General features: G+C 54.5%; 10 protein-coding genes. 5 read left to right on the top strand and 5 right to left on the bottom strand.

What is annotated here, in order from left to right:
• Positions 1-25: 25 nt before the first annotated feature.
• Complete coding sequence (locus AC5DDB_RS15295; RefSeq protein WP_491740604.1) at positions 26-787, top strand: hypothetical protein; 762 nt, start codon at positions 26-28, stop codon at positions 785-787.
• Positions 788-808: 21 nt separating this feature from the next.
• Here AC5DDB_RS15295 and AC5DDB_RS15300 read toward each other — a convergent pair whose 3' ends face one another.
• Together AC5DDB_RS15300 and AC5DDB_RS15305 are read right to left on the bottom strand one after the other, a co-directional pair.
• The gene (locus tag AC5DDB_RS15300) at positions 809-2,161 is read right to left on the bottom strand and encodes a sigma-54-dependent transcriptional regulator (protein ID WP_491740605.1); all 1,353 of its coding nucleotides are present in this window, start codon (positions 2,159-2,161) and stop codon (positions 809-811) included.
• A 12-nt stretch (positions 2,162-2,173) separates the two neighbouring features.
• Entirely contained in the window at positions 2,174-3,544 is a 1,371-nt protein-coding gene (locus tag AC5DDB_RS15305) for a sensor histidine kinase (RefSeq protein WP_491740606.1), read from the bottom strand.
• A gap of 232 nt (positions 3,545-3,776) precedes the next feature.
• Between AC5DDB_RS15305 and AC5DDB_RS15310 the strand changes: the two genes are divergently transcribed.
• Positions 3,777-4,412 carry a TIGR02996 domain-containing protein gene (locus tag AC5DDB_RS15310; protein ID WP_491740607.1) on the top strand — a complete coding sequence of 212 codons (636 nt, stop codon included), beginning with the start codon at positions 3,777-3,779 and terminating at the stop codon, positions 4,410-4,412.
• Between the two features lie 6 nt (positions 4,413-4,418).
• Here AC5DDB_RS15310 and purD read toward each other — a convergent pair whose 3' ends face one another.
• The gene (purD, locus tag AC5DDB_RS15315) at positions 4,419-5,693 is read right to left on the bottom strand and encodes a phosphoribosylamine--glycine ligase (protein ID WP_491740608.1); all 1,275 of its coding nucleotides are present in this window, start codon (positions 5,691-5,693) and stop codon (positions 4,419-4,421) included.
• A gap of 227 nt (positions 5,694-5,920) precedes the next feature.
• Here purD and AC5DDB_RS15320 point away from each other — a divergent pair, with 227 nt between their 5' ends.
• Positions 5,921-6,943, top strand: a complete 1,023-nt coding sequence (locus tag AC5DDB_RS15320; RefSeq protein ID WP_491740609.1) for an aspartate-semialdehyde dehydrogenase — start codon at positions 5,921-5,923, stop codon at positions 6,941-6,943.
• Positions 6,944-7,010: 67 nt separating this feature from the next.
• Complete coding sequence (locus AC5DDB_RS15325; protein WP_491740610.1) at positions 7,011-8,111, top strand: cis-3-hydroxy-L-proline dehydratase; 1,101 nt, start codon at positions 7,011-7,013, stop codon at positions 8,109-8,111.
• Positions 8,112-8,116: 5 nt separating this feature from the next.
• Here AC5DDB_RS15325 and AC5DDB_RS15330 read toward each other — a convergent pair whose 3' ends face one another.
• Complete coding sequence (locus tag AC5DDB_RS15330; protein WP_491740611.1) at positions 8,117-9,007, bottom strand: hypothetical protein; 891 nt, start codon at positions 9,005-9,007, stop codon at positions 8,117-8,119.
• 101 nt (positions 9,008-9,108) lie between these two features.
• Positions 9,109-10,743, bottom strand: a complete 1,635-nt coding sequence (locus AC5DDB_RS15335) for a S41 family peptidase (protein WP_491740612.1) — start codon at positions 10,741-10,743, stop codon at positions 9,109-9,111.
• 483 nt (positions 10,744-11,226) lie between these two features.
• On the opposite strand from AC5DDB_RS15335, the gene AC5DDB_RS15340 reads away from it, so the two are divergent.
• Positions 11,227-12,480 carry a hypothetical protein gene (locus AC5DDB_RS15340; protein ID WP_491740613.1) on the top strand — a complete coding sequence of 418 codons (1,254 nt, stop codon included), beginning with the start codon at positions 11,227-11,229 and terminating at the stop codon, positions 12,478-12,480.
• Position 12,481: the final 1 nt, after the last annotated feature.

The following is a 12,481-nucleotide window of genomic DNA, read 5'->3' on the forward strand; positions in this document are numbered from 1 at the left end:
GGCTCAACTGTTCTGGTATTTTGGAATGCCCATTCATCGAATTCCCAAAACATCACATCAAACGGTTCTCGACATGGCAAGTGGGTGGTATATCAGACGGGGATCGAAGCTACACGGTCCCGTTTCGACGGAACAACTGAAGAAGTTGGCCGCAACCGGTAAACTCAAGCCGGACGATCAACTCGCTCAGAGCAAAGCCGGTCCATACCGAACGGCTGCGAAGGCAAAAGGGCTGTTCCCGGCTCGGAAAAAAGCTAAGCCGGCCGAAGACGAATTCGTCGAAGCCGTTGTGATTGAAGAAGATGAGTACGGCTCGTACGACGATGCTGTCGACTATGACGCCTACGGTGCCGTCGACGATTATGATGATTACGACGACTACGAGGATGTCGTCGAGGAACCGCCGCCTAGCCGTGGTCGTCGGAGTCGATCGGCCGCCGCTGCCCCACCGAAACCGAAATCGTCGAAGGCTAGCAAATCCAAACCCAAGAAATCGAAAACCAAAGCGAAGAAGAAATCGTCCGACGACGATGACGAGGAAGAAGACGGCCCCTGGTGGCTCAATGCACTTTGGGGAACCGGGTGTATTGCCGTCGGGATTTTCCTCTGTGTGATGGCTTTGAACAAAGAGGCGGCTGGTGAGGAAGTCAGCTTTGGTCGCAAAGGTGGCATCTTCAAGCTGATTTACAGCATGCTCGGTCCCTGGGGATTGCTAGGTGTGCTGTGTCTGGCGGGTTGCGGATTTTATTACGCGGCTTACGACAGTTATCAGAAAGAGAATTCGTAAGTTCGAATTGCCATTCGCGGTTTACAAATCGATGCCGAGTTCTTCGATCTTGCGGTACAGGCTGGACAATCCGAGTTTCAGCCGTTTCGCGGCCTGACGTTTGTCGGGATATTGCCGAAGGACTCGGACGATGTGTAAGCGTTCGTAGTGTCGCAGGGCACTTCGAAGATCATCAGTGTCTGGCAGCGGCGAACACAAACCTAAGAGTTCCGGCGGCAAATCCTGCGGACCGATGCGGTCGTCATCGCACATCATGACGGCCCGCTCGATCGCATTGTCGAGTTGTCGAACATTGCCTTTCCACTCAGCCGACATCAACACGCGAATCGTTTCGCTCGTCGCACCGGAGACTCGTTTCCCCATCGATTGAGAATGTTTTCCGATAAAGTATTCGACGAGTTCCGGGATATCATCCAAACGTTGTCGCAAAGCGGGAATGTGCACCTTCACACCGTCGAGGCGGTAGAACAAGTCTTCTTGGAAGTTGTTTTCAGCGACTTCCCGCAATAGGTCGTGCGTGGTCGAGGCAATAATACGGGCTTCGATCTTGACCAACTCGGACCCGCCGACCGGCATGATTTCCTGATACTCGATTGCCCGTAGAAGTTCCGCTTGAATTCCACCAGGAAGCAGCGTGATTTCATCGAGGAACACCGTCCCCGCGCCGGCATTCTTCAAAATGCCGGGTTGATCCACCGTGCGTCCTGAAACGGTCCCGCCGCGAGCACCAAACAGTTGTGTTTCTAGAAGTTCTACCGGTCGAGTACCGCAACTGACTGCGAGGAACTTCTCCTGACTATTGGGACCAGCTGCGTGTATAGCGCGGGCGAACAACTCTTTACCAGTGCCTGTTTCTCCGACGAGAAGCACATTCGAATTGGTCACTGCGACTTTCCGAATCGTCGCTTGCAAATCGGCCAATCGTTGGCTTGAGCCGACAATTTGATCCAACGGCTCGTGTCGCCCCAGTTCGCGTCGCAGGCTTCGGTTCTCCGCATGTAAGTCCGCGAACTGAAAGAGTGTCTCTAGTTTGTGTCGCAAGTCTTCGAACAACACTGGTTTCACAAGGTAGTCGAAAGCACCTGCTTTAAACGCTTCGACAGCGTTCTCCACGGTCGCGTAGGCGGTGATGATCAGCACAAACAGATCGAGGTTGATCTGCTGTAGTTTGCGCAGCAGGGCCAAACCATCGCCATCAGGAAGTTGGACATCACAAATGGCAACGTCAAAATCGCGTTGCTGACACATTTGAACGGCTTGCCGGGCCGATCCAGTCACTTGCACGGCGTAACCCAACCCCGCCAGAAATTCCGCCAGGCTGGTTCGGATGATTTCTTCGTCTTCAACGATGAGAATAGAACGATGGCGTGTCATGAGGGAAAATTATTACTTGGTTGTTGTCAGTTGGCCAGTAGTCGCAGTGGACTCGACCGGCTTGTCCGACGGTTGCTCGGGACGAAGCCAAATTGTGAACGTCGTGCCTTCGGCATTCGACTGCGTGAGTTCGATGCTGGCGTCACCGATCTCTTGCAGAACGTGACGACACACGAACAGCCCCAGTCCGGTGCCCGAGTTTTTCGTCGTATAATACGGCTGAAAGATCGCCTCGCGGTCGTCTTCGGGGACACCGTGACCGTTGTCTCGAATATCGACTCGGATGTTTTCACCATCCATACTCGTGCGAATATTCAATCGGCCGCCGTCCTGGGTGGCGTCCAATGCATTTAAAATGACATTGAGGAACACTTGAACTAACTGGTCCCGAACGGCTCGCAATCGAGGTAAATCGTCGGCATATTGCGTGACGATCTCTCGGCCTTTTTTTCGTTTATAGTATTTGGCGATGCTGAGCGCAGCGTTGATCACTTCGTGCACATCGCAACGCGTCCGCTCCAGCGAAGCCGGTCGACTGAACCCCACGAGTTCCCGCAGCGTGCGTTGGATGCGATTCAGTTGGTCGGCCACCATTTGTAGCCGCTCCCGAGTGTAGTCATCGAGGTCTCGCATTTGCAGCAACTGTACGAGTGAACTGATCGCCGCCAAGGGGTTGCCGACTTCATGAGCAATGCCCGCGGCCAGCAGTCCGAACGCCGCTTGCTTTTCTTGCTGAACCAACAACGCCTGCGATTGCTGTAACTCGCGAGTTCGCTCGCGAATGCGATCTTCGAGGAGTCGTTGGTGATCACGAAGTTTATCGTTGGCCGCTGAGAGCCGGTGCCCAGTCTGCTTCAAAATTTCAGCCAACGCCGTCCCGGACCAAGCCAACCATCCCATGAGTACCAGCATGAAAATCAAGTCGGTGAGGGTATGCGCTTCGCTGATTCTCACCGAAGGTCCCAGTGAGAAAACGATCAGAAGAATGTAACTCGTCGAATGCAGGACAAACGTCGTGTAGGTGACCGTGCGAGAGTATCGAATGGCGCACAGTAGCAACGAGAGGAAGTAATAGAATCGAAACGGGCTGTTGACGCCGGTATCGAAATAGCAAAGCAACGCAATGAAAACCGCTTCCATCAGCGACGTGAGTAGCGGTAACCGAGCCAGGAAGATTCGTCCGCGAATGCTTTGCCACGCATCCAAGCACGCGTAAACCGCTCCCAAAGCGAGGATCGCATTTAACGCCGGCTGATTCGTGCTCCGTTCAATGAGATTGACCAGCACCCAGCCGACAATCAGACCGAACCAACGAATCCGTACGCTGATCGCCTCAGCCGCCAATTCCCAGGAGGATTCATCTCTCCCGATGTCCGATTGCACACGTTTTCCTTTGAAAAGCTGAAATGGGTGGTGCTAGATTATAATCGCACCACCTGATGCTGCCCACCATCGACCCCATCGACACATTAAACCATCCTTCGTGACTCCACGACCTGAGGACAATTGATCCTGAATCGTCGATTTCGCTTTTTCAAATGGTCCGAGTCATCTGGGACGCCGCCGGTATAATGCTGTGTTCTTCAATCCGATGTTTCGACCGGTTGGCTGCGGCATGTCCCACGAAGAGAATTCCTTTCTAGAATCGATCGAGACGAACCCATTCGAGATCGTCCCGAGGTTGATCTATGCGGATTGGCTCGATGAACAATCGGACCCACGCGGGGAACTTTTACGGGTTCACTGTGAGTTGACAGCCATTTCCACGAATGATTCGCGTTTCAAGGAATTGGTCGAGCGAGAAAAGGCACTTCTGCGATTCTGTGAACGGGAGTGGTACGAAACGATTGCAATCGGTTACGAGTTTGAGATCGAGGGAGTACTTCCGCAACGGGTGGGTACCGCGTTTGATCTTCCGGACGGAACAATCTTGTTATCGGGTTGGCTTCGGAATGGGCGAGCTTGGTCGATGCAGTCGGTGCGTGTCCCGCTTGTTGACGGTTCATATCACACGCATCAACGAACGTTTTTGGAACGGCTTGATGGATTCGTCGACTCGTGGGGCTGCAATGATGAGTCGGTCGGCGGGCTGTATCTCCAATTCGCCCGCACCGCGATCTATCCAGAGAACGTGGTGCGGGGCGGAATTTGCTACGCAGCGAGTTCGCCTTATGAGACGGGTTTTCGCGATGATCCACCATCTCCGACGGTCGCTGCAAACGACGGGAAATGGTGGAAATTCTGGCAGTGATAGGGATTACATCCGAGCCTTGTCGGAGATGTCTTTTCGACACCAGGCGCCTTCCCAGCGGATCTTTTTGACCGCTTCGTAAGCTCGCTTTTTGGCATCGACAATATCGTCGCCCATAGCCGTTACCCCGAGGACCCGTCCACCATCGGTGACCACGGAACCATTCTCAATCCGCGTGCCCGCATGGAAAACTTTCACATCTTCCATGGCATCGGCGTCCTCGATCCCCCGAATCGGTCGGCCTTTCTCGTATTTGCCCGGGTATCCTTCGCTCGCCATCACAACACATACCGCAGGACGCGGGTCCCATTCCAAGTCCGGGAGGTCGGCCAATCGCCCTTCGCTTGCAGCGAGCAGGACTTCAGCCAAGTCGGTCTTTAACCGCATCAACACGGGTTGCGCTTCGGGATCGCCAAACCGGACGTTGTATTCGAGAACTCGCGGTCCCTGGGCGGTCATCATCAACCCCGCGTACAACACGCCGAGAAACGGGCGGTCGTTCATTCGCAAAGTATGAATCGTTGGAATGAGCACCTTCTCGATGATCGTATCCATCGATTCTTGAGAAACCAGAGGCGTCGGTGAATATGCCCCCATCCCGCCAGTATTTGGACCTTTGTCGTCGTCGTATGCGGGTTTGTGATCCTGAGAAGACTCCAACGGCAGAATGCTTTTACCGTCGACGATCGCCAAGATGCTGGCTTCCTGACCGACCAGTTTTTCCTCAATGACAATCCGAGTACCCGCTTGCCCGAATTCTTTGATCTGCATGATCCGCCGAATCGCCTCGTTGGCCTCTTCCTTGCTTTCGCAGACAGTCACGCCCTTCCCAGCCGCTAAACCGTCGGCTTTGACGACGAGCGGTTGCTCGCTTCGGGTTTCGACGTACTGCAACGCGTGCTCGAAGTTTGTGAACGCCCGGAACTCTGCCGTTGGCACACCCGCTTGACGCATCAGGTTCTTCGAGAAAACCTTGCTGCCTTCGAGTTCGGATGCCAATCGGGACGGACCGAACACTCGCAGACCGGCATCGCGAAAGGCATCGGAAATTCCCTCGACCAAGGGAGCTTCCGGGCCAACAACGGTTAGGCCGACCGCGTTTCGTTGGGCAAATTGAACGAGTTCTTTGATGTTGTCGCTGGCGATGGGCACGTTCGTCGCGTCAATGTGAGTTCCCGCATTACCCGGTGCACAAAAGACCTGGTCGACCGACGGCGACTGTCGCAACTTCCAAGCCAACGCATGTTCACGGCCACCCTGGCCAATCACCAAGACATTCATAACCGACTTCACTTATCCAAAAAATCACAGAATCGTCGCGTTCGGTTCGAGTATATCAATCCGCCGCTGAAGTCAGTAGCCCCGAACCTGCGACAATTTGAGAGTGTCCCGGGATTTGCTTGTGATGGAGTTTCGATTTGCATCTGTGTTCTGCTCGCGTCTATAATTCGGACTTAGAAATTGAAGAGGGCTCATCGTGCGCCCACATTTACGCTGGGAGATCAACTGTGTTTGAGACTGTTGCTGTCGTTGGCGCCACCGGAGCGGTGGGGCGGATTATGTGTCGCTTGTTAGAGCAACGCGCGTTGCCCGTCGGCACGTATCGATTTTTGGCCTCCAAACGCAGCGCAGGAAAAACACTGACATTCGCTGGGAAAGAATACCAACTCGAAGAACTCACGCACGATGCGTTTGCTGGCACCGACTTGGTGATCTCCACCACGCCCGATGACGTCGCTGCGGAATATCTGCCCTCCGCCGTCGAGGCCGGAGCCATTGTGATCGACGAATCCGGTTATTGGCGGATGAAACCCGAAGTTGCGTTAGTGGTCCCGGAAATCAATCCGCAAGCGGCACTCGATGCCAAAGGCATCATCGCAAGCCCGAACTGCTCGACCACTCAAATGGTGATGGCTCTCAAGCCGTTGCACGACGCTGCGAAAGTTCGTCGGGTGATCGTTAGCACCTATCAGGCCGTCAGTGGTGCTGGTCTGCAGGGAACTGCCGATCTCATGCAGGGCACGAAAGCCCATCTCGAAGGCGAAGCCTACGACTATCAAGCTTTCGCCCATCCGATCGCGTTCAATGCGATTCCGCAAATCGGTAGCCAGAAAGCCGACGGATACACGAGCGAAGAATTGAAGATGGTCTACGAGACCCGGAAAATCCTGGGCGACGAATCGATTCAGATCAACCCGACCTGCGTTCGCATCCCCGTTGCGAATTGTCACAGCGAAACAATCACCGTGGAGACAGAACGCCCCGTTTCCCCAGAGGAAGCCCGCGAGTTGTTCGAAGGATTCCCCGGCATTGTTGTCGACGACGATCTTGCGAGTGGCGTTTATCCGTTGCCCTCGACCTGTACCGATCGGGATGAAGTCTTCATCGGGCGGATCCGCAAGGATATTTCTCACCCGAACGGGCTGAGTTTCTGGTGTGTCAGCGATAATCTTCGCAAAGGTGCTGCCACGAACGCAGTTCAAATTGCCGAACTGCTGGCACAGCATCGTACTGCTCAACCGGCTACTTAGTTCATCCCCGTTTTCGGAAGAGCGCGTCACGACGCGCTCTTCTGCTTAGTGGTTTGAGAGTCCTGCAATGAAAATCACCCGCATCGCGACATATCAGGTGGACTTGCCGCTCAAGGAAGGCCGTTATTCTTGGTCGGGCGGGAAGTCAGTCGATGTTTTCGATAGCACCGTCGTGCGAGTCGAGACGGATGCCGGCTTTACCGGATTTGGTGAAGTCTGCCCGTTGGGGCCGTTCTATTTGCCGGCGTTTGCCAAAGGCGTACGGGCCGGGTTGACGGAGTTGGCACCGCACCTGATCGGTGCAAATCCCATTGAACTGTCGAAGCTCAATCGCAAGATGGACGCAGCCCTGCAAGGGCATCCCTATGTGAAAAGCGGCATCGATATCGCATGTTGGGACATCCTCGGACAGGTGACAAACCAACCAGTTTGTAGTCTTCTCGGCGGGCGATACAACGAGGATTACGTCCTGTATCGGGCGATTTCCCAGGCAGAGCCCGAGCAAATGGCGGATAACGTTGCGGGTTATCGAGATGAAGGCTATCGCCGATTCCAACTCAAAGTCGGCGGGGATCCCGATACCGATATTGCCCGCATTCACGCCGTCCGTGAGCGATTGCAACCGACTGACAAACTCATAGCCGACGCGAACACCGGTTGGACGATGCATGAAGCCATGCGTGTGGTGCGGGGTGTGCGTGACGTCGATGTCTACATCGAACAACCCTGCCCGACCTACGAAGAGTGTTTATCGATCCGTCGGCAGACAAATCATCCTTTCGTGCTCGATGAAGTCATCAATGGGATTCAACCCCTTCTACGGGGCTATGAAGACCTGGCGATGGATGCGGTGAACATCAAGATCAGCAAGTTCGGTGGACTCACGAAAGCGAAGCAAGCCCGAGATCTCTGCATTGACCTTGGTATCGCAATGACGATCGAAGATAGTTGGGGCGGTGATATTGTCACGGCGGCGATATCTCATCTGGCGCATAGCACACCCCCCGAACTTCTTCTGACCTCGACCGACTTCAACAGCTACGTGACGGTTTCGATCGCAGATGGGGCTCCGCAGCGTCAACAGGGACGTATGTCGGCTTCGATGTCACCAGGATTGGGAATTCAACCGAAATCCGATGTCCTCGGTGAGCCGGTTTGGAGTACATGATTTCCTCAGCGGGGCCAATCAATTCGCACGATGCGGCCAGATGCAAACCCGCAGAGTAGCCAGTGACCGAGTGAGTCGACATCTAGAAAATGAATATCGTCCGGCACGCTTGTCGCCCACAGAAGTTCGCCGCGATTGTTGAGCCAGTATAAACTTCGTTCCTGCGTAGCCACGGCGATAAACCGGCCATCGTAACTGACTGCCACCCGTGATGGGGAACCGTTGACTAAGAAGGTCGGGCCGGGTTCGCCGTCACGGTCGAGGCTGACCACACCATGATTGAACGCGGCTAGCCAAATTCGCGGGCTGATTCCGTCCGTCGTTATATCGCCGAGATTCCCATACCGTTCGGTATGCCATAGCAATTCACCGTCGGCATCAAATCGTTCCACACTTCCGAGTCGTGCGGTGACAGTCACTTCAAACTCTCTTCCCGAAACCACCACAAATCGCGGCCGAGGTTTCGCGGTAAAGTCACCGAAGCGTTGGTTCTCAGCCCCGATGTAATATCCATCGCCCGTTTCCAAAACAATTGCCAACCAGCGACCGTAGGGGTCGACGGCTATCGCGTCGATGGAATGGGGAAAGCGACGCACCCAGTCTGGTTCGAAGTCTGGTGTGAGACAACGAAGTTCGTCTCGGAAGCCGATGAACACCGGAGCTTCGGCGGTCAGTCCACCGACAAGACGCGTGAGCTTGCGAAATCCTTGTGCCACTCGGAGACGATTGCCATGGCTGTCGAGTTTTGCAATGAAACCAGCTCGGTCGGCCAACAAGATACTGCCGGTTTCTCGGATCAGGTGCAGTGACCGCAGTGGTGCGTCGGCGTTGAATGTCCACGCGACTTTCGGTTGTTGTCGCGTGCTTTGTCCAACCCAATCCCATTCCTGCGGCATCGTTCGCCGTTCCTTCAGTCCGTAAAAATGCAGAAAACTCACCCGGCAGACGAGCCGAGTGAGTTTCCATCATACATGAAATTGATGGCTGTGAGACTGGCTTAGCGTGACGCCTGGCGATTCAACACTTCGATCCCCTTCCGCACATCCGCATCAGCCAGCAGGTCCGCATCTGGCGTGTAAGCATAGGCGGCGATGTGTTCGTCGACATCCTCCACAACCACATCCGGTCGCACGCCGACTTTGCCGTGAGTGTGGCCGTGAGGCGAGTAGAATTTGGCGGTGGTGAGTCGAAGCCCAGCCGAACCGCGAAGCGGAAAGATGCTTTGCACCGACCATTTGCCGTAGGTCTGTCGACCAATGATCGTGCCACGTCGGTGATCTCGTAATGCCCCAGCGACGATCTCGCTGGCACTGGCCGAGTCTTGATCCACTAACAAGACAAGCGGAATATTCGAGGTTCCTGACGGGCGAGCCGAGTAACTCCAGTTCTGATCTCGATTCCGACCCCGTGTGGAAACCAACACGCCGCCATCAAGGAATCGATCCAACACTTCGACGGCAGCTGTCAACAAGCCACCCGGATTGCCACGCACGTCCCAAATCAGGGAACGCATGCCTTGTCGATTCAAATCGGCAAGTGCCCGATCAAGTTCGGCGGCCGATGTTTTCTGAAATCCGGTCATGCGGATGTAGCCGATTCCTGCACGCTCATCGAGCATCTTTACAACGGGAATACTTTTCACCTGAACCGCACGCCGACTGAAACGACCTTCGCGTTCCTGCCCGGTCAGATGAACTTCGTACTTCAGTTGGACGAAACTTCCCGACGGACCCCGCAATAACTTGGCGGCTTCGTCGGTCGTCATGTCGCGACAATCCACGCCGTCAATTGCGACGATATAGTCCCCGGGTCGCAGGCCACCGGAGAGTGCAGGACTGTCGGGTAGCACATTCACAAGGTGCATTCCACGTCCGGCTTCGGCTTTCATCTCGATACCGAGCCCAACGAACTCGCCTTCGATGTTGCCGTACAAGTCGTTAAGTTTGTCTGGCGTGAGATAGCTGCTGTAGTCGTCCAACGCGTTGCAACCGCCGAACACGTATTCCAGAATTGTCGCTGTTTGGTTCAGTCCGCAAGTACGTTCCGCCAAACTCGCCACTTCCATAATCGTCCGGCGGGCTGTCAGATCGTCGGCGATTGGTTTGTTCCAATACTGTTCACGGAGAACGTCCCGCATTGCCTGGATATCTTCACTTCGGGCATTCCGCAAATGGCGGGCGCGGAACTTCCGATTGTTGAGTGCGAGATACAGGCTTTCGGTCCCGTGAGCCACAAACGATGTCGCACTGATCGAGTCCACAAATCCGGACTGCACTTTATCGAGCAGTTCGTCGAACCGACTGAGTGCTGACGCACTCGAAAGCGTGAGCAACTGGGTGTCGAAACTACGGTCTGCGTAACGACGTTCAATGCCAAAGTGAACCTTCGACCGCCGCAGGCCATACTTGAGGTAGTCGTTCTCTGGCCACTTGTCGAGCGCCTTTTCGTAGTGATCGATGGCTTGCAGCCATTGATACGAGCGTTCGAGTTCAGCACCCGACTGGATTGCGGTCCGATCGTCCTGTGCCGGTTTACTGAAATTCGGTGCGTCCAACGTCTCTTGAGCGTTGGCTGGAACACCGAGTCCCAAACACATGCCGCCTAGAAACAAGGCTGTCAGCGTCTTACGCATGTGAAATTCTAAGGTCGTCAATCTGAGTAGGCGTTGCAATTCTCATCCCCCCGGAATTCGGCAACGGCAGCACACCTGAAGTTGTTCAAGGTGTTAATGATGGTCGAAGGTGTCTGCCGATGTCGAAGAATTGTTGTTAATAGGCTGCCGCGTTGTTTTGCGTGAACGTCGTCAGCACAACTTGACTATATGGTGAGATTTTTCAGTCGTCAAACAAATCTCGGGCGCCTCATCCCTGTAGAATCGTTACAGGTTGCCCAAAGAACCTTCGCATCCGAACCAAATTCCGATCCGGCGACTTGGGCGTTTTTTGACGGCACTTTGCACGACGTTTTTTCGGATTCGCTTTGCCTCGATTTGTTGGACTGTTGGTTTTCCGAAACATTGGTCTCATGGTTTTGATGCGAAAAGCCGACACTCGTTGATTTGCGTCAACACAAACCTGGGCAGACCGACGTCAGACTTCAAAACGACAATTGCACCATGACAACGCCACAATCGATCCACGTGTTAAACGGTGAACCAACCGTTACAACCGCGTTCCAGCGACAACTGGCCCAAGCGTTCCAGAACATCGCCGAGCGAGGGCTACCGAGGAGCTGGGTCGAGGACATTCGCGAACGTTTTGAGATCGATCTGTCGAGCGACTATGGCGGAATTCCGATTGAGAACCCCTTCGGTAAGGCCTCCGGGCAGTTATCGATGACATGCAATCAGGTCGCAGAGGACATTCAAAGTCGCCTTGGATTTGTGGTGCTTAAGACGGTTATTGCTCAGGACGAATCCGGATTGCAGTCGATGTCGCCGTGGAGCGTGCGGGAATCGAAAATGACGGTGGAGCCGATTACCGGTCGATCTGGCGAAACCGGTTGGACTGTCAGTTGGAAGGGACGCGGCTGGTGGCAGAGCTTTGATGACTACCTGGAATTGGTCGTGGAGTCTGCAAAGCTCGCACGCGGAACAGGTATCCCGATTGTGCCATCGGTGAAATACCATCTACCGACACAGGAAACTGAGAAGTGGCGAGTCGAGGAATATCGCTTCACGACTCAGCGAATACTTGAGGCTTGGCAACGCGGAACCGGCGTGCAGACCGGCATGCCTTTGGAGAAGGATTTCAGTCCCACATTGGCCGGCAGCGAGAAGGCCCGTGATCAGGAACGGATTCTCAAGTGGCTCCGCGAAGTCCCTGGCTTGATCCGCGAAAGTGTGCCAACCGACAGCGTTCGCATCGGACTGAAATTGATGAACACGCTCTACGAAGATGAATTTCAGCGGCGGATGCTCCATGAGGTTACCACGGCGGAAACGTGCGCTGACTTCTTCGTATATGGCAACCGCTTGTTCGACCCGGACCGAATCTATGAAGGCCATCAAGGAATCGCGTTCGGAGGTCCTGATTTGAGCGATCGCAATCTCAAGGTGATGGAAAGCATGGCCGAAGAATGTCGATTGCCTTGGTCCGCCACGGGAAACATCACGACCGGCCGAATGGCGATGGAGTATGCGTTATGCGGTGCGAGCAGTTTTCAGATGCATACGGTCTTCCAACTTCCGACGACTGAATACTCAATGAAAACTGGTTCGCGAACTTCCCGAGCGTTACATGATCTGGTTTATCACCCGAGCGACGGACTCTTGGTCTGGATGAAACACATCGCCACGATCTGCGATATCGACCAAAATCCATTGCGCTTTCGCGATCTCATCGGGCTCCGCCGTCAGATGGCGGATTGAG

It is taken from the genome of Thalassoroseus sp., assembly GCF_984380535.1.

What these genes read in the sequence shown, in the direction of transcription:
- AC5DDB_RS15295 (WP_491740604.1), top strand. Translation starts at nt 26, where the DNA reads ATGCCCATTCATCGAATTCCCAAAACATCACATCAAACGGTTCTCGAC.
- AC5DDB_RS15300 (WP_491740605.1), bottom strand. Translation starts at nt 2,161, where the DNA reads ATGACACGCCATCGTTCTATTCTCATCGTTGAAGACGAAGAAATCATC.
- AC5DDB_RS15310 (WP_491740607.1), top strand. Translation starts at nt 3,777, where the DNA reads ATGTCCCACGAAGAGAATTCCTTTCTAGAATCGATCGAGACGAACCCA.
- purD (WP_491740608.1), bottom strand. Translation starts at nt 5,693, where the DNA reads ATGAATGTCTTGGTGATTGGCCAGGGTGGCCGTGAACATGCGTTGGCT.
- AC5DDB_RS15325 (WP_491740610.1), top strand. Translation starts at nt 7,011, where the DNA reads ATGAAAATCACCCGCATCGCGACATATCAGGTGGACTTGCCGCTCAAG.
- AC5DDB_RS15330 (WP_491740611.1), bottom strand. Translation starts at nt 9,007, where the DNA reads ATGCCGCAGGAATGGGATTGGGTTGGACAAAGCACGCGACAACAACCG.
- AC5DDB_RS15335 (WP_491740612.1), bottom strand. Translation starts at nt 10,743, where the DNA reads ATGCGTAAGACGCTGACAGCCTTGTTTCTAGGCGGCATGTGTTTGGGA.
- AC5DDB_RS15340 (WP_491740613.1), top strand. Translation starts at nt 11,227, where the DNA reads ATGACAACGCCACAATCGATCCACGTGTTAAACGGTGAACCAACCGTT.